This window comes from Prevotella rectalis, assembly GCF_900607215.1.
Classification (GTDB): domain Bacteria; phylum Bacteroidota; class Bacteroidia; order Bacteroidales; family Bacteroidaceae; genus Prevotella; species Prevotella brunnea.
In genome coordinates this window covers 1-22,959 of the sequence record NZ_LR027819.1, presented here as the reverse complement: position 1 = coordinate 22,959, position 22,959 = coordinate 1, and the positions used below count along the sequence as shown (strand labels likewise).

Below are 22,959 nucleotides of genomic sequence, written 5' to 3'. Positions count from 1 at the left end.
TTACAAGAAGAAAGAACGTAGGATGGTTGCCGCCACGATGAGGAAGATGCACGCACCGAACCAAGAGGCTGCGGTCTTGCTCGTATCGGGGTCGCCCGAACTGAACTTGTTATAGACCTTTATTCCTCCGATCAAGCCCACCACGGCACCGATGGCATAGATGAGTTTTGTGCCGGGATCGAAATAACTGGTCACCATCTTGGTGGCTTCATTGATACCCGCCATTCCATTGCCCTGCGCATAAGCTCCTACGGTGGCGGCAGCCATCAGGAGCAGCATTGTGATTTTCTTTTTGTTGTTCATTGCTGTTTTTATTTTAAGTTGTTAAACAAATTATTTTCTTTTTAGGGTGAAAGTGGCAAGGGGTAGCTCGGTTTTATCGTATGACAGATATTGGTTGATTGTTTTACTTTTGAGCCACCCCCGCATCACTTTACACTTCTACAATATGAACATTGGTTTTACAGATAGTATGACAGTGGACGCTCACCCATATCGTCAGTTTCCGTCATCAGATTGTCAGAAGAGTTCTTTCTGGAGGCATCGAAAGTGGACAATTCATCTGTCTGCTCTTCTCCTTCCTCTGCGCTTCGGATTTTATCCAGCAGGATGGACTGCTCACCTTGCATTTTGGCGACATACTCCTTGTATTTCTCCATAAAGTCAGTGCCTTTAAGTTGACCGACAATTTCCTTGACTTCGGCATCATCTACCTCATCACTGTTCTTACGCCACTTTCTCATGCGACCTAAGTCACGTGCGAGGATAGATTGACTGGATACCTCGCCATCTTCAGATGCGGACTCAATGGGCAGACTCAGCTCCTCGCGAGCAACCTCGTTTTCGTCCTCTCTTTCCATCTCGTAGCTAACCTCCATCTCGTTATCCTCTTCCTTCATGTCATCTTTATTTTCGGAGTTTTGCGTTACAAAATTATTACTATTCTGCTTTGAATTTTCTAATGATGAAGCAGAGGGAACTTGTGGGATAATAGGGGAAGTGGAACGGCTTTTGCCAATCAGTACAAACTCGGCTTGATCTTCTGTTCCTTCTCCTTTTTGTCCGTCTTTTTTCTTCGTCGCTTCATTCTCCTTAGTCTGCTCATTGCCCTTTTTATTTTTCTTGATAAGGATGCCATACGGAGATACATACCGCATATAGAAGTACAGGATACCCAGCATTATCCAAATGATGATGAGTATCAGTATAAAACTGAAAAGTATTGTTTCCATCATAGTGTTATTGTTGTCTTGCGTCTTTGTTTTGCTGCCGCACTGTTGAGCAATTCCAAATGTTCACGCAGGTGTTCCCTAAGAATGTTGTCTATATATGCGGCTATGGAGACACGCTCCCCCAAGTCCTGCAATACGTTGCGCAGGTTCTGCAGCGTTTCCAGATTTATAGAGAAGGCTGTCCGCATTTGGGAACGGACGGGATGAAAGTACAGGGAACGGTAGTCCTCGATGGAAAGGGAGGATACGCCGGGCTTTTCCATTCTCGGCTTCCTTTCCCGTTTCTGTTCCGTGTTCCCCGTTTCCTCTCTTTCTATTTCATCTACCGGTTTTTCTTTTGCTGTTTTCGTTTCTTTCGTCTCTTCTAAATTATTGTCTTCCTCCCCTGATGTTGCTGGGGAGGACTCAGTATCCTCGGAAGGGTCGAAGGAGTTTGGTATCGTGACAGGTTTCACCACGACATTGTCCTCTGCCATTTTCTTCAGCTTGTTTTCCAGCTGTTGCTTTCTTTCTTCAATCGTTGCCATTTTCTGTTTTCGTTTTTAGTTTGAGACGTTGAATTATCTCATTGACGAGTTCGTCCAGCCCTGTACCCATTCGTAATCCCCTTGCAGGAGGCTGATAGGTAGAGCGGAACAGTCCGTATGTGGAAAGTTCGTGAGAGAAGCGGTGCGTGGCATACACATAGCCGGGCAGGAGCGTGAGTTCGTATTCGTCGATGAGCTTTGTATATTCGTCGATGATGATGTTCCTTACTCTTCTGTCCACCTTGTTCCAGAACAGAATAATGTCCTTTATCCGGGAGTCGGACATCGAAACTCCAATCTCCGTGATAGTCTTGGCGTATGCCAGACATGAAACCAGCGACTGAATATCGGCTTCAATCGGAGAAAGGATATAGTCCATCTGAAGGGACAGTTCCATCAGTTCGGTTGTTCCAGCATGTCCCGGGAAATCAAATATAACCAACTGGTACTTCTCGTTGCTGATACCGTCGATTTTACTTCGTGCAGTCCTGACGGCTTCCTTGGGTGCAGACTTGTAAATTCTGTATGCTTTTTTGCCAAGGTGATGAAAGTACTCCTGCATGGATTTGGAAAGTTCTTCGCTCTCCTGAACGATACTTTTCTCACGTTCCCTCAGTTTGTAGAAAGAGTCTTGCGACAGGTCGCAGTCCATCACGAAGAGGTTGATGCCTTGCTCGTAGTACAATATGCTGCTTACGATTTCGGCAAGAGTACTTTTTCCCACTCCTCCCTTTTGGGAAGAGAAGCCCAGAAAAAGGGGGCGTTGTTCTTTGTTCTCCATAATGATAATTTCTTAGTTCATATTATTTGTCTATTTGATGTTTGGATGTTCTCTCATTATTAAGAGTCATCAGCAGACAGTTTGCTCTGACTGTGTATGGTTTGGGCGATAGTCCAAAAGGACGATTTCAAGTTCTTACAATTTGTTGTATTGACAATAGTTTGTCATGACAATAAATTGTTATGAATATGTATTGTTCCTTCTTGTCATCTTTGGTGCAAGCAGGCGATAATATGATATATCTTTTGCTTGTGTTATCATACCATTGTTCGCTCGTTCTGATTGCAAAATAAATGATATTTCGGCTGATTTTATGATGCCTATGAAATGCAGGGAAATGAAAGGAAAAAGAGTGAATGTCGCTGATAATGAGATATTTGAAAATCCACTGTAACTTTGCAGGCAGATAGAAAACATGGAGGTAAACTATCCGAAGCGGACACCCTTACAGGTGGATGCTTCTATTGCATCAACTCTTGATATTGGCAAGGTGTGTCTTTGTAACACAAACCGACGTTTGTACCACAAATACCCTTGCCCCGAAGGGGAGATGAATTACTCCAAAGTCGTAATTAGAAGCCAAAACGAATATGAAAAAGGAAACGGAACACGGTTCAGAACAAAAGACGGCAGAAAAGCCACGTTGGGACAACTGGCATGTACGGTTGCCCAACCCCAAAGACCAGCAAAAAGTCATTGAACTTTTCCATAAATCCGGTGCAAAATCGAAGTCTGATTTTGTGCGTGGCTGTATTCTTGGGGAGAAGTTCAAGGTGATAACAGTAGATAAATCCGCTGTGGATTATTATCGTAAACTCTCGGAATTGATTGCCGAAAATCATCGGATAGGCGTACTCTACAACCAAACAGTACGCGCAATAAACTCTTATCACAGCGTGAAAACTGCACAGATTTTACTTGAAAAATTGGAAAAAATCTCTGGTCAAATCATCACGCTACAACAGAAAGCCATCCAACTGACGGAACAATTTGATAGTCGATAAAGGAATATGATTGCAAAGATTTCTTCTACCGAGAACCTTGGAGGAGCATTGGGGTATAACTTCAAAAAGATGCAGCACAACGAAGCGGTAGTCCTCTGCGTGAACGAACTTCGGAAAGGCTTCGATGGCACTTTTCAAATGGATAAGGTACTTGCCGATATGCAAAAGACGATACCAGAGCAATGCAGGACAAAGAAAACGGTTTTTCACTGCTCCCTCAATCCGCACCCAGACGAGAAACTATCTGATGAGCAACTCACGCAGATTGCAAAGGAATATATGGAGGCACTCGGCTATGGCAAGCAACCCTACATCGTCTTCAAGCATAATGACATTGCCCGTGAGCATATACACATCGTGTCGCTTCGGGTGGACAGCAAAGGAAGAAAGATGAACGATAAGTTTGAGAAGCGGCGGAGCAAGCAGATTACCGATGCCTTGGAAAGGAAGTATAATCTTATTCCAAGTTCAAAAATTAGTAATAAGGCAGAAACAGAAACGCCCAAGGTGGATATGGGTAAAGGAAACATCAAGGAGCAGGTGGCAAGCGTCCTCCGCAGGGTGCTGAAGCATTATCGCTTCTGTTCATTGGGTGAACTGAACGCCGTTCTCTCCGCATACAATCTTGCAGTGGAAGAAGTCAGGAAGGAGTTTCGGGGAAGGAAATACGACGGGCTTGTCTATGTCTCGACTAATGACAAGGGAAACAAGGCAGGCACACCCATCCATGCCTCAGACATCGGCCGTGGTGTAGGCCACACTGCCGTGCAGAACAGGATGCGGAAATCGAAGCAAGCCATCAAGCCGCTGATACCAACCGTTAGAAGAAAGATATTGGAAGTTATGCGTACCTCTCCAAAGACAGAGGAAGAACTTCGACAAAGATTGGAGGAACAGGGCTTGCGTGTGGCAATCCGAAAGAATGAAAGCGGACGTATCTATGGCATTACCTTCATAGACGACGAAGGAGGCGTTGCGCTCAACGGCTCACGATTGGGGAAGGGATATGCCGCCAATAAGTTTAACGAGTACTTCTCTAACCCTGCTCACAATCCATTCTTGGATGAATCGCTTTATGGTAATCCGTCCGTTAGCCATGAACAGATAAATAACATGCAGTTATTACAACAAGACACAGAGGAAGGCGACAACCTTGTTGATGAACTAATCGACGATATGGTGGGAGAAACTTTCTCTGCATCGGGCAATGATGATTGGAAAGAAGCGGCATGGCAGCGTAAACTCCGAAAGCAAAGTAAGGTAAATCTTAGACGAAGAAAACATTAAATAAACGAGCAATTCCAACTCCCCTCCTTTCGGAGGGGTTGGGGGGAGGCTACAAATACATTATTATGGCACAAGAAGATGATTTAAGGGCATTGGGTAAAGTTATGGACTTTATGCGGGGTATATCTGTGATATTCCTCCTGATTAACTGTTATTGGTTTTGTTACGAGGCATTCCAGCAATGGCATTTCACATTGAGCATCATCAACAAAATACTGATGAATTTTGAGCGGACTACGGGCTTGTTCTCGTCCATCCTTTGGACGAAACTCTTTTGTGTGGTTTTCCTTGCGCTCTCCTGTTTAGGTACAAAAGGCGTGAAGGAAGAGAAAATCACATGGCCAAAGATTTGGACGGTGCTTTTCGCAGGTTTTGTGCTCTTTTTTCTGAATTGGTGGCTGTTGGCATTGCCCATTGGTAAGGTGGGTACTGCTTCGCTCTATATCTTTACGCTGTCTGTGGGCTATATCTGTCTGCTGATGGCAGGTGTGTGGATGAGCCGACTGCTCAAAAACAACTTGATGGACGATGTGTTCAATACCGAGAATGAGAGCTTTATGCAGGAAACTCGGTTGATGGAGAACGAATACTCGGTAAACCTTCCTACACGATTCTACTATAAGAAGAAGTGGAACAAGGGCTGGATCAATGTAGTCAATCCATTCCGTGCCTCGATGGTGCTCGGCACACCCGGCTCTGGTAAGTCATACGCTATCGTGAACAACTACATCAAGCAACAGATAGAGAAAGGCTTTGCCATGTATATCTATGATTATAAGTTTCCCGACCTTTCCGAGATTGCCTACAACCATTTGCTCAACCACCTTGATGCCTACCAAGTAAAGCCTCAGTTCTATGTGATTAACTTTGATGACCCACGCAAATCGCACCGCTGCAATCCTATCAATCCTGCTTTTATGACGGATATATCGGATGCCTACGAGAGTGCCTATACCATTATGCTTAATCTGAACCGTTCGTGGATTCAGAAGCAAGGAGATTTTTTCGTCGAATCACCGATTATCTTGCTTGCCGCCATTATCTGGTTTCTGAAGATATATGAGAACGGCAGGTATTGCACCTTTCCACATGCCATAGAATTCCTGAACCGTCCCTACGCACAGATATTTCCGATACTTACTTCCTACGATGAGCTTGCCAACTACCTTTCTCCCTTTATGGATGCTTGGGAGGGCGGAGCGCAAGACCAGCTACAGGGACAGATTGCCAGTGCCAAGATACCGCTTTCACGTATGATTTCGCCAGCTCTCTATTGGGTAATGACAGGTGATGATTTCTCACTTGACATCAACAATCCCAATGAGCCGAAAGTCCTTGTTGTGGGTAACAATCCCGACCGTCAGAATATCTACTCGGCTGCACTTGGTTTGTATAACAGCCGTATCGTGAAGCTCATCAACAAGAAGAAGCAACTCAAATCCTCAGTGATTATCGACGAGTTGCCGACAATCTACTTCCGTGGTTTGGACAATCTGATTGCCACTGCACGAAGTAATAAAGTAGCAGTGTGTCTGGGTTTTCAGGACTTTTCGCAGCTTACCCGTGACTATGGGGATAAGGAGAGCAAAGTGATTCAGAATACGGTAGGCAATGTTTTCTCCGGGCAAGTCGTCGGAGAAACGGCCAAGACGCTTTCTGAACGATTTGGAAAGGTTCTCCAGCAACGACAGTCTATGACCATCAACCGTAACGACAAATCCACTTCCATTTCAACACAGATGGATAGTCTTATCCCTGCAAGTAAGATTTCCAACCTTACACAAGGTATGTTCGTTGGAGCAGTATCTGACAACTTCGATGAACGCATCGACCAGAAGATTTTCCATGCTGAAATAGTGGTGGATAGTGTCAAAGTCTCCGCTGAGATGAAAGCCTATCTATCAATTCCTGTGATTGTTGAGTTCACAGATGAAGAGGGGAAAGATACTCTCAAAGAAACAATAGAGGAAAATTATAAACGAGTGAAGAGAGAGGTTTTAAATCTTGTTGGCAAGGAAACGGAAAGGATAAAGTCTGATCCATCATTATCACATCTTATCAAAGATTAATTCAGGGTGAAAAAGGAAGAAATATCCTTAAAAAGAACGACAGAAGAAGGATAAATTTTATCAGATAAATTTTATCCCTCTTCTGCATATAAAAGATAATTATTTCTTGGAGATCTCAAATACAGAACCTTTCGTTATGGTGAATGGAGCATCAATAGTTACAATATTACCATATGTGAACTTCAAATATGAATTGCTTGTAACATTAAAATTTTTTGCTTTAATAATCCATCCTGCTACATTTCTATTGGATGTTACTGTTTGATCATAGAAGTAAACAATCCCTCCTTGTGCTGCTGAAACAGCTGAAAAGGCATCGCAGATACCATATCCCATTTGCTCATTCCAAGTTCCATTCGTTCTATCAGGTAAAGTAGAATATACATAATTTCCTGCCTTTTGTGCAGTTTGTTCTATTATATCTACAACATCTTTTCTTGTCAATTCTGGATTAATAGATAAAACTAATGAAGCGATGGCACTCACATGAGGAGCTGCCATAGAAGTACCACTCATCTCATCAAGACCATTGTTAGGAACTGTTGATAAAATATTACTACCTGGTGCAACAACATCAAGAGCTTTCCCATAAGATGAAAAACTAGATTTTTTATCCCTTTGGTCTACGGAACCAACAACAAGAATGTCTGGATGGAAATTTGCGGGATAATCTGGCACTGATTTATTATAATTTCCAGAAGCAAAAACAACAATCATTCCTTTCCCATTCCTACCAGAAGTCATTGCGGTCCTAATAGCATCTTCCAAGATAGCACTATGCATTTCTTTGTAAAAGGCTCCACCCTGATCTCCCCAAGAGTTGTTGATAACATCAACATTGTGAGATGTCGCATATCCAAACCCTGTTGCTAACTCGCTACTAATAGTTGGCGAAATGTACAATCCATGACTGATGGATAAAATTGTGGATTGAGGGGCAAGACCTGCTATTTGAATTCCATTATGGTTTGCACCTATAATACCTCCTACATGAGTACCGTGCCTTCCACGTACAACAGATGGAGAATGACCATTATGTATGTCATATGACAATGGACTATAATTATTCGCGAACTCTCTATGGTTTTGATCTACACCTTGGTCTAAAACCGCAACAGTAATTTGAGGTTTGCCTTTAGTTAATTTCCAAGCATTGCACGCATTGACCTTTTCTAGTCCCCATTGCCGATTAAAATCAGGCTCAGAGGTACAATTATTTGTCTTAAAATTAAACATAAAAGCAGGGTCTACATCCGCAAATTTGCCTGTTTCGTAGAATTTGTTTGAAGTTTCCAAACCATTAGAATTTATCGGCGACTTTAGAATGTACCAATTAGGCATGTAATCAACTTCCTTTATAACCTTTGCGTCAAAGTCTTTCGCAACACTTTGGAGAAGATTATAGTCTTGAGATGATTTTAACTTTATATAAAAGTACTCACTTGTTGATATATAGTCTTGTTCATCAAGTCCAAACACTGGCGCAACTTGAACATCTTTGTTTCCTTTCAATTTTTGTATCATTGAACTAAGAATTCCATTCGTAGTTACATTGCCAACTGGTCTTATTTCAACTATTTTCCAAAAACGCGACTGAGAGCCTTTTTGGCTTTGTACTGCTTGCTTTGTTGTAATTGTAGAAACAGCAGAATTTTTCAAGTCAATAGCCACTAACTTTGAACTATCGGATGATGAAATATAGTATAAATTTCGTAAAGAAGATATTTCTATTTTTTTACCATTATACCAATAATAATAATCCGTTGGGCGTCTGTGGCTTGCTCGTGTCGAAATTTGATTATCGGACTTGTTAATGATATTATTATCTATTACATCACTACAAGATATAATTACCACAGAAGAGCAAATCAACGCCGTATAAAGTAGTATAAAATTCTTGTATCTCATAGGATTCTATTTTTTATTTTTAAGAAGTTCTATTTCCGTTTGTAAAGATTTGATAGCGTCAATCATTACAGGGATAAGTGCAGTATAGTTAATCAATTTCTTACCTTCCGCATCAGTTAAAACTACATTAGGTAAAACTTTTTCAACCTCTTGTGCGAGTAGACCTATTTCCCTTTCATCTCCTCCTTTCCTTAGTAAAGAAGCCTCTCTAGTAGGTTTATCTGAAAAAGAGTATGACACGGGACGCAATTTGAGAATGCAATTTAATCCATTTTGTAAAGAACGAATATTAGATTTCGCTCTTGCATCAGAGTAATTATAAACATCCTTAACTTGAATACTGTTGAAAGTACTTGTCTGTGTATTGTAGAATACAACTTGGTCGGCATGACTAGCCAAACGGGTACCAACAGGTGAGACGTCAATTTGGAAAAAATTGCTTGTCTTACACTTGAAGTACATTCCAAGACCTTCAATGGTTTGTTTGTAGAAACCATAGGGTGCAGTATTGCCAATTGTTAATTGACCATTACTGTACAATTTCATTTGTGCATTTGCAGTTACACAAAAAAGAGCAAAAACTAAAGCAGAAACAGCTTTCTTAACCATTAAATTTTTCATTGCTGTCAGGTTTTAATTAATAATTTGAGATTATGAAATCGCTTTTCGGAAGTAAGATTACCTTGTTTAATAATTTATTATGATAATAAATAGAAGCAAGACGTTGTGAAAAAATTACGAATATAGGGTATTTTCCCAATTGTCGGATGTAATAGGCGAGGCCTTAACTTAAATTTCACCTCATAATGCGGATTTATGAAAAACAGAGTTCTATCAAGAACTCTAAATTTCTTTTCTATCAATTTCTCAAAAAGCTCAATAGGACATTTTGTCTTTTTGATGCTAAGTAATTCCTTAATTGTATCTTCTTTTTCTCTCCCAAGTTTGAGAAGGCTTTCGTATAAAATTTTAGGTAACAAATGAAACCAAGGAAGATGAGAAAGGAACTTTCCTCTACAAATTTGTTGATGTCCTCCAAACGGCATTTGCCACGCAGGAAAAGAGATAAAAACAACCCCTCGTGGGGCAAGAAATCTTTTTAAGGAAGATATAAAAAAAGACTTATTCTCTATATGTTCTAAAACATCGTGACAAATTATTAAATCAAAAAGCCCATCCTTCCCTTTAATCTCAAATATATCTGAAGCAAAAAATTCTCCTGCAGCATTGGCTTCATGAAAGAACTTTTTAGCATCACTAATTCTGCATTCTGCCAAATCAACCCCAAGAGTGTTGCATCCCTTTTTAGAAAAAGGCAAAAGATTTCCTCCGTCACCACAACCTATTTCCAAAACATTTATTCCATGAGTTATTTCCTTATATTTTTCGATATAAGGAATAAAATATTTTTGGCTTGTTGTGGAAAGTTCATGAAAATATAGCTTTCTATCAGATTGTCGGTATTGCATATATTCTTAACTGTATTAGTTCTTTTTACAAAGAAAGCAAAAAAAAACAAATAAGCAAACTAATATCATTATTTTTTTTGCAAGTACCATAAAAATACCAATAAGACGGTATGACTTGCGGAGTTTTTACAAAAAAAAACTTATCTGTATATACCTAATATTGGTGATATTATTCTATATAGTATGTATCAATGGTTTAATATTAAATCTGCCTCATCCAACATTTGGTGTGATAGAGTGTAATAACAGAAGTTCAACATCTCCTTTTTCATTAAAACTTCATGTTCTCAGATAGCGAAGAAATCGACATCATATTTTGGCAAGTAATCAAATTAAGGTTTACAAAACACCTTTCAATAATACCTTTATTTTCCCTTCTTTTCCCGTGAATTCTTTATGTTATAAACAATCTGATTATTGCTTATATCTTTGTCGTTCAACATAGTAACTCAATAACAAATAAATAACAAATAATTATGGAACCAAAAGACAATGACAACTATGTGCTGGTCTTGGAAGACCGCACTGAGGTAAAGAACGAGAAAGAAACGGGAAAACTCTCCGTAGTATCCGGTATTGACGACAAGGGTAACCTTAAAACCACCGAAGTAATCGCTGCCAATCAGGCAGCGTTCTTGAAGTTTAACAACAAGGACGGACTTCTAAAAAACTTCATGAGCAATTTTCTACGTCAGTTCAACGAGCCGTCCCGTTTCGGACTCTACAAGGTAGTAGCTAACAACGTAGAACAAGGTGTGGCATCGCTCCACACCATGCTTCAGATCCACGCATACGCCCGGACGCACCCCTACCTCAAAGCCATGATGCCTGTAAGTTCCGGCAGAACCGACGGGAGTGATGTAGTTGTAGCCGAAACCGCCGTCTAAATACAGGTTGAACAGTCCTTTATGCAGATAGTAGTAGCGTACGAAAGGTGACAGTTTCAGGGCATGGGTTTTCTCTCGTCCGTTCTCGCCACGTTCCGAGCCGAAGGCATAACCCAACATGATGCCCGTAGCCCATGTCTCGTTGAACCGCCAGCCTACCTCGGGATACAACTGTAGCGTAGTGGCTTTGGTCTTGGTGTTGTTCTAATAAGTGACGGCGCCGCCTGCAAACAGTCCTCCCTCGTGGTCGTCCTTGTGAAAAGGCGAAACGGTCTGTTCCTGTGCCCACCCGAAAAAGGGAATGAACGATAAGATAAAGGTGAATATCGTTTTATTCATTGTTGAAAATAACGAGATTTATTGGAAAAGTGAACAGTATTCATTACGTGAGATAAAAAAACGCATTATATCATTAAGACAAGTGCGTTTCTTATAATGATAAAAGGCTTACGCCTCCTTATACCATTTCCACGACTCATAGGCAAGCGTTATGCTCAGCACAACTAGCATGGGGTGGATAAAGAGCTGTGGAAACTCGAAAGTGAATATAAGCTCCGTGCAATGTGCTGTGCAAAACAGTGCAATGAGTGCGGCAAGGCAGAAATGCACTAACTTATACCGACTTTTACAGGCATAGAGCGAAAGCAGCAGTCCCGTCATCGGCAAGGTGACAGAAACGACCGCCATCAACACAAGCATCGACATAGGAGCCACACCGTCATTGGAGATTGCTATGTTTGCATTCCAGAAAAGGGGTATCATATCCATTAATGAATGTGCAGACATACCTGCAATTATCGACACCCAGAGAATAGAGATTTTGAAATTTTCTTTCATCGTTGAAGTTTTTTTATCAAGACCGGCTATCAAGCCGTCTTTTGGGTTTATGATTAGGTTTGCTATATGCGTGGAGTTCAATCATTCGTCTTAGCTCTCCTGTGCTGTTTGCTCTTTATCCAAAGATAAAAGCCGAGAACAATGAAGACCGCGAGGATTGCAATCATCTGCAACCTGTACTTCTCGGGCTCAACCCAGAATTCCTTAAAGAAATTGATGCGACCGAGAATTTCCACGGGCGTCCAGAATACGATGACCGTGGCTATCGCCATACGTATGTTTGCTCCCCACGAGGCGATGCGCAGTTGTTTAAGGAACATGAACACTGATGCCACGAGGCAGCCCAGGCCCACGAAAAACGTCACGGGATGGTGGTCGCCGACGAAGCGTTTGTCGTAACAGAACATCAGCAGCAGGTACAGTCCCCACAGCATCATGTTGAGTTCCATGAACGTCACGATGCTCGTGTGGCGTGTCATGGGCTGGGCAGCGATGACCTTGCGGCGGCTGCGGAACACCATTTTCTGTATCCACGTGATGAAGTCGCAGCCGTTCTTGGTGCTGAAGATGTACATCGTCATCACCATCATCCACAGTCCGAATGAGGCCGGCATGATGAGATATTCGGGCTTGGTCACCACCACGCCGTTCTCCATTTCAGGCTGCACGCCGTAGCGGCGGGCATAGTAGAGGAAGAGAAATTCCACCCATCCCGTCCAGAAGAGCAGTCCGCCGAAGAGTCCCCACAGCGTCTGGCGGGTGTCGCCTTTCACGAACACGCCGACGATAACGAGGACAAGCCCCACGAAACCCATCGCAAACCCTGCTACATGCATGGCGCCCTCGTCCATAAACTTCTCCATTAGTATCATCAGCGCATGTCCCAACGGCATGGCAAAGAGTACCAGTAAGAACGATACGATAGTGCGCCAAGGATATATTTTACGTTTTGTCTCCATTGATGATATGTTGTTATTATTATTTCAGTTCATCGATGTAATAGCTCATCTGCCCGCCGCCCTCGTCATCGATGGACGACTGCTGGTTGAACCAGCTCACCACCTGTAGTTTGAAGCACCGCACACCGTCGGCACAGCGTATAACGTAGACGTGATAGGACGGCGTGTAAGTCATGGGAGGTCCCTCTATTTTGATGCACTGCTCCAAGAGCGGATTGCCACTGGTGAGCCGTCGTGCCGGTCCGCGGTTGGGGTCAAACCATGGGTGTCCGTCGTTGTCGGGTGTGCCGTCGGGCTTGAGGTAGTGAGTGTTCACGTAGTTGTACCACTCGCGCTGCGAGTAGGTGACATAGACGGAGGTTGTGTCGTCCTCCACCCACTTCACATCGTCGGGAATCTGCACTCTGTCCTGCCAGTGGTCGTAGTCGCCGAAACCGAGGTCTGCCGCCGCCCCCTTGCCCGGACCCGACGTGCCGCCATTGGTGCGGATATGCGCTCCGCAGAAGGCGATGTCCCAGTCCAGACGTTTCAACTGGTCTCCTTCTGTGATATCCTGATTGGGAGCGGAAAGATTGAACGCCTTGCCCGTTCGCAGGTTGAAGTAGAGCCAGTCGTCGGTAACTCCCGTATAGGCACCTGTGGCGCGAGGCATCACCTTTCCTTCGAACTCGTCGGCATCGTAATGCACACAGCTTCCGAGTAATATTGCAGAGGCTGCTGCCATGAGTATGCCGATGGTCTTATCTGTAAGATTATTCTTCATCATTACTTCTTGTCGATTTTTACTTCAAATTGCACGTAGAGCCTTGCACCCGCCTCCGCCGGTACGCTAAACGTGGTCAGTCCTGAGCCTAAAGTCTTGGGCTTGTAGTTCAGCAGGTTGTTTACACCCACCGAAAGCCGGTACTTGTCACTGAAAGTCTGTGCTACGTTGAGGTTGCACAGCGCATAGGCCGGTAGCGTGCAGCGGAAATAGGCATCGCGCCCGCGTCCCTCGGAAGGGAGGAAGAGACGATCCTGCACATCGTAGCGTTTCTCACCCATGATTTGGGCAGAGAGCGTCACGCCGAGGTTGTAGCCGCGGCGGCTATATTTATACGTCGCATTGGCTGTCGCCGCATGGGGTGAGGTGGTGGAGAACCGCCGCCCCTTCTCCGCAGTGATATACACATAGGAGTAGTTGGCATCGAGTGTGAGCCACGTCCACGGTTTCCATCGTGCCAGCACGTCAAGGCCAGCCACGGTCTGCCGTGCGAGGTTGGTGTAGAGGAAGTTGTACTGCATATCGTAAATCTTCCACACGCCCTCTATTTTGTCGCGGTAGAGGTTGGCGTAGCCGTTTGCGTTGACGAAGAGCTTAGGCGAAGCATACTCCACGCCCAAGGAGAGGTAATGGTTTTTTTCGGGCTGTAAATTTTCGTTTCCCCTGATGACGAACATGCCGAGGTGGTCCCAGTTGAAGAACAGTTCCTTGATGCTGGGTGAGCGCGAGCCCTTGGAATAGACCGCACGCAAGGCCCAGTGAGTATCTGGTTGCCATTTCACTGCCACCTTGGGCAGCCATATCAGTCCGAACACGCGTGAGTAGTTGGTGCGCAGTCCTGCCGACACCGTCCACTGCTGCGTGGGCGACCAGTCGTCCTGCACAAACCATTCCATCTCACTCAGGGTGCGTGTGGTCACCTTGTGATTCACGAAACGGTCAGAGGTGAGCACGTCGTCAAACAGTTCGATGCCGGCGTTCAGCTCGTGACCGTCGAAATAGCGACTTTGCAGCGTGAGTCTCGGCTGAAGGATTCGCGACTTATAGACCGGCTTGCGCTCGTCTCGCCGCTCGTGTCGCTTGAAGCTGGCGTAGCGGTCGGTGTGAAGCATGAGTTTCGCCGTGAGATAGTCCTTCCATCGATACGATGCCTTCAGACCGTAAGTCCAGTCGCGCGCTTGGGTGAACACGAGGTCCTGCACCAGGTCGTAACTATTCATGAAGAAGCACGACCCATAGAGCTGCACCGACAGTTCTGCCATGGGTTCTACCCACAGTTTCTGCGAAGCCACTATATGTTCCCTGCCCTCGATGCCCATCGGCGGGCGAGGGAAGGTGCTTTGCAACACAGTGTCTTTGTGCAGCCATGGATTAGCTTCGCGCGAGTACACCTTGCGATCGCCCACTTTCTGATAAAGATAGAAGGCATCTGTGGAACTATACCACACATCGGTCTGCGACGTGAACCAGCCCTGGTGTGCACCCGCTGAGAGCCACGCCGAGAGGTTGGGACGGTCGGCATTCTTCTCGAACATATAGATAAAATCCTTCTTCTTGGGATTCCTGTAGTTGCGTTCGTTCATCTGTCCCCAGCGCACGCCCACATCTATGTCAAGAGGCTTGTGCGTCTTCTTTCCGATGACATTGATCACTGCTCCGGATGCACGGCTGCCATAAAGCGTGCTGCTGGCTCCCTTGACGACTTCCACGCGGTCTATGCCGTGAATATTGAACCTTTCGTAGTCCAAATTACCAGCCATATCGCCCGTCATGCGCTCACCATCTTGCAGCATCACCACATGGCGTGCATCCATGCCGTCCATACTCATCTCGCTGCCGAAAGCCACCTTCTGCACATTGAGTCCGGGCGTGAGGTGCTGCAAAGCCGATTGAAAATCTCCGAAGCCAGCATCTCTCATAACCTTGCCACTGAGTAACTGCGTGGTCACGGGAGACGAATTCACAGGGCGTGGCGTACGTGATCCCGTTACTATCACCTCGCCGAGACTCCTCACGCTGTCTGCACTGTTTATATGCGGCTGCTGTGCCACTACCCCAACAGGGAGGAGACACAGCAGCAACGGGATGGATAATTTCCCGTTCATTTCACTCCACTTGTTATTTCGTACAGGTATCTTCATTACATTAGAGAATGCCATGCTCTTTCTTATACTTCGCAAGATCCTCTTCGTACTGCTTGAAGTCCTGTTCATAAGTAAGTTTTTTAGAGTAATCAATCTTTTGTCGGTAGACAAAACTCTGCATCAGCATCACGTTGAAATTGGTTGAGAATTCTATCTCTTTGGTGTCTACGTTGAGATAGCCCACTACGGTGCCCAATCCACCTTCTCCATCGGTGTAGATACCCTTCTCGTCTTTCTCGTTAGGTATGTATCCCACGTCGCCTTTCTCGCCTACGAACTTTATCCATCCGTCGCCCTTGTACTCGTCGCGTTCCCACTTGTTAAGCGGAATGAACTTGCAGTGGATGTTGAAATCTACCGTGAGTGGCATACTTCCTACCGTGAATTTGATGAGTTTGATGTTGAGCGGACGGTCGGCTTTACCTGCAGCGGTGTTCCACGAGAAATAATATTTAAGCGGACACCCCTCGGGCAACCGCGTCTTGTCCTCAGGGCCCATCATCGCGCGTGCACGAAGCACTATAAATTCTTCCTTGGTCAGCAATTCCTTGGCTTTAGCGAGTATCACCTCGTCCTGAATGGGAGTGGAGTTAATCTTCTCGTCGCTATTGCACGACGAGAAGACCAAACAGGCGGTGAGTGCCAAACCAAGTAAAAGCGAAAACTTTTCCTTAGTCATGTCTCCTTACTTATTACCATTAAACTCGAAGATGGCCTTATACGGCTTGCCAAGTACACCACCAACTACATCGCACTCCAACCTGAGATTGAGGACTCCGTCCCTTGCGTATGATGTGCCAACGGGAACTGTTACCGTGAAATCACTGTTCACCCAATCCTGTTTCCAAACGGACACTCTGATATGCCCTTTGCCAGTCGCGCTGATGATGTTGCCATTGGCATCGGTGTTGAGCGTAACCCGTTCGTCCGAGAAGTCAATCTCGTGTTTTGCAGGTCCAGCTTGGAATTCCAAAATACCGCGAAGTGCGTACATACCGCCTCCCCTGTCAACCAGTTCGAAATTCACATAGTCTTGGAAACGGTAGGCCACATCCTTCTTTTTGTTCATATAGGCATGAATGATTTTGCCCGTGTAAACTCCTGCCACTTTCTCGCTTCCTTGTGCGAAAAGAACGTTGTTAAACCCATTCACCTGCGCATTGGCAGTGAATAAACTTGTTGCGATAAACGCAAGCATCAAAAATAACTTTCTCATGTTTTAAAAAATCAAAAAGTTGTGAATGAATAAAATGAAAGAACATAAGTGGTGAAATCACTTAATAATCCTTAGACCAGTCATAGGCTTTCATTTTTCTTGCCATTTTGTCGAGAACGGAGTTCATACAAGAAAACGACGTGCCACTACGCAAAGTTCCCTTGTTTTTCATAACATATTCCTTTGCATTAGTCGCATCAAACAATTCCTTGGAAATAGTAAATATAGCCTCTTTTTTCTCAGTTGTGCCATTAGGCATTGTAACTGTATGCTCTTCAAGCTTGTTCGTCGGATAAGTTATTTTACACTTAGGTAAATCGTATAGGTCCATGTTTGGCACAAAGGCGAAGTTCGCAAAATTCAGCTCTTTCAAGTTCGGCAGTGCAATGAAACTCAGTGTACTGGTGTGCTTCGCTTCTTTTGGTAGCGTTATCTTCTCCAAATTCGCACAGTTCACGATTTCCATATAGCTCATCCCTTCAGAGGCTATTTCCGTCTGATAACCTCGCTGTCCCCATGCCTTTACCATGCTAAAATCCAGTTCCTTGAGAGATGGGTTATCGTTGATGCTCACTTTCATGAGATCCGTGCAAGCACTGATGTCTATACCATTTGGCGTACTGACATTGGTCAATATCAAGCCCTGCACCGTCTTAGGAATCTTGAGATATGGTATCGACGTTGTAAATTCTTTCTCGCTTTCCGTGTAGGTAACAACTGTAGTACCTCTCCAGCCCTTGTTGTGTATGATATATTGCAATCCCTCGAAATTATTAATATCTGCCTCCATAAATGCCGTTGGCATGACAGCCTCCTCTGGATTAACAATTCGTTTGGCAATATCTACCTTGTCGCCAGTAAAAATACTGGGGAAAACCTCTTTCATACCCTTGCGCAGCACTTCGTCCGGCACCTCGCGCAGTGTGTTGTACTTCTGCAAAGTTCCTTTTTCATCGCTCATCTGCATATCAACGTCTTTTGCAGTCGTGAAGAAATTCACGATTTCGTCCTCGTTGTATTTTGCACTGTTGGGCAGGTAAAGTTTGTTAAGATGATGCAATATCGTGATATTGCCGGTTTCGTCCTCTTTGGTCAACCCTGTAAACTCATAAATCTCATTGCCGGTTAAATCAACACCGGTGATTTGCGAGGGGAGTTGTGAAAAGTCGAATGAAAGTTTATAGTCATTGTTCGACAGCTTCACCTCCTTCAGGTTGGGCAGAATGTCAAGTCCGCTGAGATCTTTGAGTTTGGTTCCACTTAAATCCAATGTGGTGGTTTTCTCCGCCAAGTCGTTGAGTTCCAACTTGCCGTCTTTGTCAAAGGCAAAGCCCCTCTTTTTCAGAATGTCCATCAACTCTGTGTTTTTAAGGGACTTTGTACTGTAATTAATTGCCTCGTCCTTGTTGCATGAGGCAAGCCCCATTACAAGAAATGCCATTACTGGCAGTGCGATTTTTCTTATGGTTCTCATTTTTTTATATTAATTAAACTGTTTTGGTGCAAAGATAGGTTATTTATAATGATGCCACAATACCCAAAATCTATGATTTTAGCGGACAACTCCCTATCCTCATTTATGAGGATATAACTATTTGTGGTGATTTCCCTCTGATTTACGCTTACTTATGCTAAAACGGTATCTCAAAGAGAGAAGGACATAGCTTCTGATTTGTGGACGATAGCTCTCGTGATAACCGTATTCCGTAACAGAGCGCATAAGGGGGGTGCGCCTGTTCAGAATGTCGTTCCACTTGAACGAGAGGGTTGCCTGTTTCTTTTTGAGGAAACGCCACGATGCTCCGATGTTCAGCAGCCACTGGTCGTCATCAGTCACCGCATAGGTTCCGCGATGCAGGCGACCGTTTGCGTCGCCCCAAATCTGCACATCATGGGGAATGTCGATTGTGCCACTGACACCAAAATCGTAATCAAAAGTGTTGACACGAATGTCTGTCAGAAGGTTATGTGAACGACTCGTCTGCAAACTGCCATGCAGGTCTATACTTCCCCATTTAGGCTGATAACTGCCTCTAATGGAGATAGAGTTTCCGTATATGTGCGTCTTACATTTCGAGGAGTTGCCTTGCGTTTGTTCGTTCAGGAAATAGACGTGGTTCTGAAAAGAACCTCCTGTACTGCCCGACAGCACGAGACGCTTTATCTGCTTTTGCCATTGCAGCATTCCGGAAACGGAATAGTTTCCTCCAACGTTTACCGTCCTGTAGGTCCGTGCGCCCGTATTTTCTTCATACGACACCTCGTTCGCAAGATCATTGAATGTGTTCCTCCAGTTGCCCGTCAGGGTCAATCCGGATTTTTGATGATCCAAACTAAAAGACAGCTGCTGACGAAATGATGGATTAAGGTTAGGATTTCCCAGTCCATGGTAAAGCGGATTACGCTTGTCGTCAATCGTCAATAGTTCCTGAATGGAGGGCAGCTGACTGCTGCCGCTGTAACGCAGTTCCATATCCAGGCTTCGTCCGTTCCATTTCACATTGAACATAGGCTTGTATTCAACGGCTCTGACGGTGGAGTCCACGGCTTGCAGTGTGTGCCGGCGGCTGATGTGGCGCTGCTGCCACTCCACATTAATGCCTCCGTTGATTTTCCATCGACTGCCCTTATAGTCCATTTGCAGCCTGATCTGCTGTCCCAATGTAGATAGTGCGCTTTCATAGCTAAGGCTGTCGATATGTAGATGCTGCATGGCATCGTCATAAGTATCGCTTGTGTTCATGCTCTTCTCGTTTCGCAACCCATAACTGACCTGCAATCTCAGCTGTTTGCCAATGGGCTGTGTGTAGCGCAGAGACATCAGGGCTTCGTTTCGTCGTGAAGGCATCTGCTGGCAGAGGTTGCGAAGGAGAACGGAGTCATTACCTAACGCATTGAGCAGATGATGGAATCTGGTCTTTGAAAGGCTGCTGTTCTCCGTTCTGTCTGAACTGCCGCTGAGTGATGTCTCAAAAGTGATGGAGGCTCCACCCTTACCGATGCGTCGGGTGAAGTCGGAAGAAAAGTAATATTTCCTGTTGTTTCCCTTAGCACCGCTTCTCAGCATTCCCGAGGTCAACGTGTCTGCCCTCGTGCTGTTTTGCTCATAAAGAGAGGTCGTGTTGTCAGTCAGGTTGTCCGAATTCCCGAGGGTTCCGTTGAACATGACATTCAACAGTGTCTTTTCGTTGATGTTGTACTGAAAGCTTATAATTGCCGAATGGTTATGACTTTTACCAAGGAAGAATAACGTGGATTTTTGATAATTTGTTCCAGATGTAAGGTATTGCTCATAGAAGTCGTCGCTCGTGCTTTCATTATGGAAGGTGTTGAGCGAGAGGTTAGCATTAAACGTAATTTTTTTACCGAATTTCTTCACGATGTTTCCCGCCAGTATATTCTGAAAATTATCTTTTCCCACGCTCGTGTTGCTCAGGTTGTCTGAACGGATTGTCAGCGTCGCGTTTTCGCCATTCGCATTGAACAGATTACCCTGCATCTCATCCTTACGCCTGTCTTGGCTGCCATGCTCTGCCGTAAGAGAACCCGTCAGGCTGCCATTATAGGAAGATTTCGTCTTGATATCCAGCACGAAGTTGTCAGCCCCGTCGTCCACACCCGTCATTTTCTCTAGAGCACTGAGCATGTCGTATAGCTTCAGCAACTCCACGGCATCGGCAGGCAGGTTTTCCAAAGCAGCAATGATGTCGTTGCCCATGAACTTTTCTCCGTTGATATTTACCCCATTGAGAATTTTTCCCTTGAACGACAAAGTTTTGTTGTTCCTGTCATACTCCATACCCGGAATTTCCTGTATCAGGTCTTCCAGATTAGCTCCCTGTCTCACCCGCAGACAATTGGTATTGATAAAGGTCGTATCCTTCCGCATTGTAATCAGTTTGCGCTCGCCGATAACCAGAACTTCATCAAGTTCTATCGTTTTTTTGAGTAAAGAATCCGACCTGAGTGTGGGGGATATGGTATCACCCACAACAATATCCAATATGATGGAATTAGCTGTGAGATTAAACAGAAACAGAAGGACAAATGTCAAAAAAGGCCTTAGAGTCATCATTTTTGCAAAGTTATGGTTGTCAATCAGAATATGCAATACCTTAAAATGGCGATTTTGCAAAAATCATAAATACATAAATTTGTATTTTTAATTCTGCTTTTGATTATTGTTTGCTCAACCAATAATTTTCTTTTCCTGGTATTTCCTACTACTTCCCAACATTTCCTCATTTCTAAATTCATAATATTATTGCTATAATTTTGCTGTTCGATAATGAATTATTCATTCAATAATAAATGATTTATGGAATCGAACAACAATGACAATTATGTGCTGGTATTAGAAGACCGCGCGGAAGTGAAGAACGAGAATGAAGCTGGGAAACTCTCAGTGGTCTCTGGGATTGACGACAAAGGCAAGCTCCAAACAACGGAAGCCAAAAACGTGCATCAGGTAGCCTTTTTGAAGTTCAACAACAAGGATGGCTTGTTGAAGAACTTCATGACCAATTTCCTCAAACAGTTCAACGAGCCGTCCCGTTTCGGACTCTACAAAGTAGTAGCTAACAACGTAGAACAAGGTGTGGCATCGCTCCACACCATGCTTCAGAACCGTGAGAAGCCAGAGAACAAGCAGCAGTTGGCAGATAGTCAAGTGCGCTTTGACGACTTCCTACCCAAACAGAAGAATGCCACTGCGATTGACGAGTCAAAGATAGATTGGAAGCAGCTCGACAACCTCGGACTTACCCGTGAGCGATTGGAACAGAGTGGAGAGTTGGCAAAAATGCTCAACTGGCAGAAGAGTAACCTTGTTACCATTGCCATACCTATGGGTGATACCACCATCTACACCGATGCCCGTTTGGCATTTCGTACCGATGGCGAGGGTAATATCGGCTTGGCAGTTCACCCGCTTCGCAAAGAGCCACAGCTCGACTTCCCCTATATGGGACACAAGTTCTCTAATGAAGAGAAAGAACAACTCCTTGCAACGGGTAATCTTGGAAAGACCATCGAGATAACGCCCAAAAAGGGCGAACCTTTTGCCGCATACGTCTCCATTGACCCTCAGACCAACGAACTCATTGCCCTTCGTGCCGACCGTGTGGCTATTCCAAAGGAAATCAAAGGCGTTACGCTTTCCGATGCGCAGTACAAAGACCTTGTAGAGGGCAAAGCCGTGAAAGTGGAAGGAATGACCGCTAAGAGTGGTAAGTCCTTTGATGCTACCCTGCAAGTCAATGCCGAGAAGAAAGGCATCGAGTTTATCTTCAACAACAAGCAAGGCTTGAAGGAGCGACAGCAGCACAGCCAACAACAAGGCGCACCACATAAGCTCTGCGGTTTGGAACTCTCCGACAAGCAGCGTGAAGCCTTGGACAGCGGTCGCACACTTTATCTGAAGAACATGGTGGACAAGGAAGGGCAACCTTTTAATGCCTACGTCAAGATGGACAAGGAACAGAACCGCCCGCGTTTCTACAAGTGGAATCCAGACAAGAAGCAGGAGACCGGCAAGGAAAAGGTGGTAGCCGTAGCCGAAGAACACAAGACACAGGTTGCAGTGAACAACCAAGGCAAGACCAACGAAGCCACCAAGAACGTGAACGAGCCGTTAAAGTCCGGGCAGACACAGCCCACTGCCGCCCAAAAGCAGAAACAGGACGAGAAGAAACAGCAGCGCCGTGGACCCAAGATGTAACCCTTAAAACCAAACCCGACTATGATTACTTGTATTATTGCCGAGAAACCCTCGGTAGCCAGAGATATAGCCCGTATAGTAGGAGCTAATACCAGACAAGACGGATTTTTGGAAGGTAGCGGTTATGTGGTAACATGGGCGATGGGACATCTCATCA

At 44.6% G+C, this 22,959-nt stretch carries 20 protein-coding genes and 2 pseudogenes; 6 read left to right on the top strand and 16 right to left on the bottom strand.

Annotation, left to right across the window (positions count from 1 at the left end):
• The 4 genes from E0E16_RS00170 to E0E16_RS00155 all read right to left on the bottom strand — a co-directional run bounded on the left by E0E16_RS00170 (position 1) and on the right by E0E16_RS00155 (position 2,540).
• Positions 1–303, bottom strand: a complete 303-nt coding sequence (locus E0E16_RS00170; RefSeq protein WP_004354999.1) for a DUF4134 domain-containing protein — start codon at positions 301–303, stop codon at positions 1–3.
• A 158-nt stretch (positions 304–461) separates the two neighbouring features.
• On the bottom strand, positions 462–1,235 hold the full coding sequence (locus E0E16_RS00165; protein ID WP_130828316.1) for a hypothetical protein: 774 nt from the start codon (positions 1,233–1,235) through the stop codon (positions 462–464).
• Positions 1,232–1,759 (bottom strand): DUF3408 domain-containing protein, encoded by a 528-nt coding sequence (locus E0E16_RS00160; protein ID WP_006045106.1) that lies wholly within the window; start codon positions 1,757–1,759, stop codon positions 1,232–1,234. Before E0E16_RS00160 ends, E0E16_RS00165 begins: the two co-directional genes overlap by 4 nt.
• Positions 1,746–2,540, bottom strand: a complete 795-nt coding sequence (locus E0E16_RS00155) for a division plane positioning ATPase MipZ (RefSeq protein ID WP_130828315.1) — start codon at positions 2,538–2,540, stop codon at positions 1,746–1,748. The genes E0E16_RS00160 and E0E16_RS00155 overlap by 14 nt, the downstream gene beginning before the upstream one ends.
• Positions 2,541–3,130: 590 nt before the next feature.
• Here E0E16_RS00155 and E0E16_RS00150 point away from each other — a divergent pair.
• The 3 genes from E0E16_RS00150 (at position 3,131) to mobC (ending at position 6,900) form a co-directional block, all read left to right on the top strand.
• Positions 3,131–3,544: a plasmid mobilization protein gene (locus E0E16_RS00150; RefSeq protein WP_007173295.1), complete on the top strand. Its 414-nt coding sequence runs from the start codon at positions 3,131–3,133 to the stop codon at positions 3,542–3,544.
• A gap of 6 nt (positions 3,545–3,550) precedes the next feature.
• Positions 3,551–4,831, top strand: coding sequence for a conjugal transfer protein MobB (gene mobB, locus E0E16_RS00145; protein ID WP_007173294.1), 1,281 nt, complete (start codon positions 3,551–3,553; stop codon positions 4,829–4,831).
• A gap of 65 nt (positions 4,832–4,896) precedes the next feature.
• Complete coding sequence (gene mobC / locus E0E16_RS00140; protein WP_007173293.1) at positions 4,897–6,900, top strand: conjugal transfer protein MobC; 2,004 nt, start codon at positions 4,897–4,899, stop codon at positions 6,898–6,900.
• A gap of 99 nt (positions 6,901–6,999) precedes the next feature.
• Here the strand turns inward: mobC and E0E16_RS00135 are convergent, their stop codons facing one another.
• The 3 genes from E0E16_RS00135 to E0E16_RS00125 all read right to left on the bottom strand — a co-directional run bounded on the left by E0E16_RS00135 (position 7,000) and on the right by E0E16_RS00125 (position 10,277).
• The gene (locus tag E0E16_RS00135; RefSeq protein ID WP_080975323.1) at positions 7,000–8,808 is read right to left on the bottom strand and encodes a S8 family peptidase; all 1,809 of its coding nucleotides are present in this window, start codon (positions 8,806–8,808) and stop codon (positions 7,000–7,002) included.
• A gap of 6 nt (positions 8,809–8,814) precedes the next feature.
• The gene (locus E0E16_RS00130) at positions 8,815–9,429 is read right to left on the bottom strand and encodes a tail fiber domain-containing protein (protein ID WP_007173291.1); all 615 of its coding nucleotides are present in this window, start codon (positions 9,427–9,429) and stop codon (positions 8,815–8,817) included.
• Between the two features lie 77 nt (positions 9,430–9,506).
• Positions 9,507–10,277: a class I SAM-dependent methyltransferase gene (locus E0E16_RS00125; protein WP_130828314.1), complete on the bottom strand. Its 771-nt coding sequence runs from the start codon at positions 10,275–10,277 to the stop codon at positions 9,507–9,509.
• Between the two features lie 476 nt (positions 10,278–10,753).
• On the opposite strand from E0E16_RS00125, the pseudogene E0E16_RS00120 reads away from it, so the two are divergent.
• A pseudogene (locus E0E16_RS00120) lies at positions 10,754–11,059 on the top strand (hypothetical protein); the annotation flags it as partial.
• Positions 11,060–11,368: 309 nt separating this feature from the next.
• Here the strand turns inward: E0E16_RS00120 and E0E16_RS14030 are convergent.
• The 9 genes from E0E16_RS14030 to E0E16_RS00075 form a co-directional block, all read right to left on the bottom strand.
• Positions 11,369–11,503, bottom strand: a complete 135-nt coding sequence (locus E0E16_RS14030) for a hypothetical protein (protein ID WP_007173288.1) — start codon at positions 11,501–11,503, stop codon at positions 11,369–11,371.
• Between the two features lie 108 nt (positions 11,504–11,611).
• Positions 11,612–11,926 carry a hypothetical protein gene (locus tag E0E16_RS00110; protein ID WP_130828313.1) on the bottom strand — a complete coding sequence of 105 codons (315 nt, stop codon included), beginning with the start codon at positions 11,924–11,926 and terminating at the stop codon, positions 11,612–11,614.
• 152 nt (positions 11,927–12,078) lie between these two features.
• Positions 12,079–12,960 (bottom strand): hypothetical protein, encoded by an 882-nt coding sequence (locus E0E16_RS00105; protein WP_007173285.1) that lies wholly within the window; start codon positions 12,958–12,960, stop codon positions 12,079–12,081.
• 19 nt (positions 12,961–12,979) lie between these two features.
• A complete protein-coding gene (locus E0E16_RS00100) occupies positions 12,980–13,726 on the bottom strand; it encodes an HmuY family protein (RefSeq protein WP_007173284.1) in 747 nt (248 codons plus the stop codon).
• On the bottom strand, positions 13,726–15,882 hold the full coding sequence (locus E0E16_RS00095; RefSeq protein WP_048741232.1) for a TonB-dependent receptor plug domain-containing protein: 2,157 nt from the start codon (positions 15,880–15,882) through the stop codon (positions 13,726–13,728). Before E0E16_RS00095 ends, E0E16_RS00100 begins: the two co-directional genes overlap by 1 nt.
• Positions 15,869–16,546, bottom strand: coding sequence for a DUF4903 family protein (locus tag E0E16_RS00090; protein ID WP_007173282.1), 678 nt, complete (start codon positions 16,544–16,546; stop codon positions 15,869–15,871). The genes E0E16_RS00095 and E0E16_RS00090 overlap by 14 nt, the downstream gene beginning before the upstream one ends.
• A gap of 6 nt (positions 16,547–16,552) precedes the next feature.
• Positions 16,553–17,083, bottom strand: a complete 531-nt coding sequence (locus tag E0E16_RS00085) for a hypothetical protein (protein ID WP_007173281.1) — start codon at positions 17,081–17,083, stop codon at positions 16,553–16,555.
• Between the two features lie 61 nt (positions 17,084–17,144).
• Entirely contained in the window at positions 17,145–18,557 is a 1,413-nt protein-coding gene (locus tag E0E16_RS00080; protein WP_048741237.1) for a leucine-rich repeat domain-containing protein, read from the bottom strand.
• A gap of 117 nt (positions 18,558–18,674) precedes the next feature.
• Positions 18,675–21,158 (bottom strand): outer membrane beta-barrel protein, encoded by a 2,484-nt coding sequence (locus E0E16_RS00075; RefSeq protein WP_130828312.1) that lies wholly within the window; start codon positions 21,156–21,158, stop codon positions 18,675–18,677.
• Positions 21,159–21,401: 243 nt separating this feature from the next.
• On the opposite strand from E0E16_RS00075, the gene E0E16_RS00070 reads away from it, so the two are divergent.
• Positions 21,402–22,802 carry a DUF3945 domain-containing protein gene (locus E0E16_RS00070; RefSeq protein WP_007173278.1) on the top strand — a complete coding sequence of 467 codons (1,401 nt, stop codon included), beginning with the start codon at positions 21,402–21,404 and terminating at the stop codon, positions 22,800–22,802.
• Positions 22,803–22,823: 21 nt separating this feature from the next.
• A pseudogene (locus E0E16_RS00065) lies at positions 22,824–22,959 on the top strand (DNA topoisomerase); the annotation flags it as partial.

Bases quoted from the DNA above. Each gene is read 5' to 3' on its own strand.
- E0E16_RS00105 (WP_007173285.1), bottom strand. From the start codon at position 12,960: ATGGAGACAAAACGTAAAATATATCCTTGGCGCACTATCGTATCGTTC.
- E0E16_RS00070 (WP_007173278.1), top strand. From the start codon at position 21,402: ATGGAATCGAACAACAATGACAATTATGTGCTGGTATTAGAAGACCGC.
- E0E16_RS00150 (WP_007173295.1), top strand. From the start codon at position 3,131: ATGAAAAAGGAAACGGAACACGGTTCAGAACAAAAGACGGCAGAAAAG.
- mobB (WP_007173294.1), top strand. From the start codon at position 3,551: ATGATTGCAAAGATTTCTTCTACCGAGAACCTTGGAGGAGCATTGGGG.
- E0E16_RS00075 (WP_130828312.1), bottom strand. From the start codon at position 21,158: ATGATGACTCTAAGGCCTTTTTTGACATTTGTCCTTCTGTTTCTGTTT.
- E0E16_RS00085 (WP_007173281.1), bottom strand. From the start codon at position 17,083: ATGAGAAAGTTATTTTTGATGCTTGCGTTTATCGCAACAAGTTTATTC.
- E0E16_RS00090 (WP_007173282.1), bottom strand. From the start codon at position 16,546: ATGACTAAGGAAAAGTTTTCGCTTTTACTTGGTTTGGCACTCACCGCC.
- E0E16_RS00165 (WP_130828316.1), bottom strand. From the start codon at position 1,235: ATGATGGAAACAATACTTTTCAGTTTTATACTGATACTCATCATCATT.
- E0E16_RS00100 (WP_007173284.1), bottom strand. From the start codon at position 13,726: ATGATGAAGAATAATCTTACAGATAAGACCATCGGCATACTCATGGCA.
- E0E16_RS00095 (WP_048741232.1), bottom strand. From the start codon at position 15,882: ATGGCATTCTCTAATGTAATGAAGATACCTGTACGAAATAACAAGTGG.
- E0E16_RS00170 (WP_004354999.1), bottom strand. From the start codon at position 303: ATGAACAACAAAAAGAAAATCACAATGCTGCTCCTGATGGCTGCCGCC.
- E0E16_RS00155 (WP_130828315.1), bottom strand. From the start codon at position 2,540: ATGGAGAACAAAGAACAACGCCCCCTTTTTCTGGGCTTCTCTTCCCAA.
- E0E16_RS00125 (WP_130828314.1), bottom strand. From the start codon at position 10,277: ATGCAATACCGACAATCTGATAGAAAGCTATATTTTCATGAACTTTCC.
- E0E16_RS14030 (WP_007173288.1), bottom strand. From the start codon at position 11,503: ATGAATAAAACGATATTCACCTTTATCTTATCGTTCATTCCCTTTTTC.
- E0E16_RS00160 (WP_006045106.1), bottom strand. From the start codon at position 1,759: ATGGCAACGATTGAAGAAAGAAAGCAACAGCTGGAAAACAAGCTGAAG.
- E0E16_RS00130 (WP_007173291.1), bottom strand. From the start codon at position 9,429: ATGAAAAATTTAATGGTTAAGAAAGCTGTTTCTGCTTTAGTTTTTGCT.
- E0E16_RS00080 (WP_048741237.1), bottom strand. From the start codon at position 18,557: ATGAGAACCATAAGAAAAATCGCACTGCCAGTAATGGCATTTCTTGTA.
- mobC (WP_007173293.1), top strand. From the start codon at position 4,897: ATGGCACAAGAAGATGATTTAAGGGCATTGGGTAAAGTTATGGACTTT.
- E0E16_RS00135 (WP_080975323.1), bottom strand. From the start codon at position 8,808: ATGAGATACAAGAATTTTATACTACTTTATACGGCGTTGATTTGCTCT.
- E0E16_RS00110 (WP_130828313.1), bottom strand. From the start codon at position 11,926: ATGATACCCCTTTTCTGGAATGCAAACATAGCAATCTCCAATGACGGT.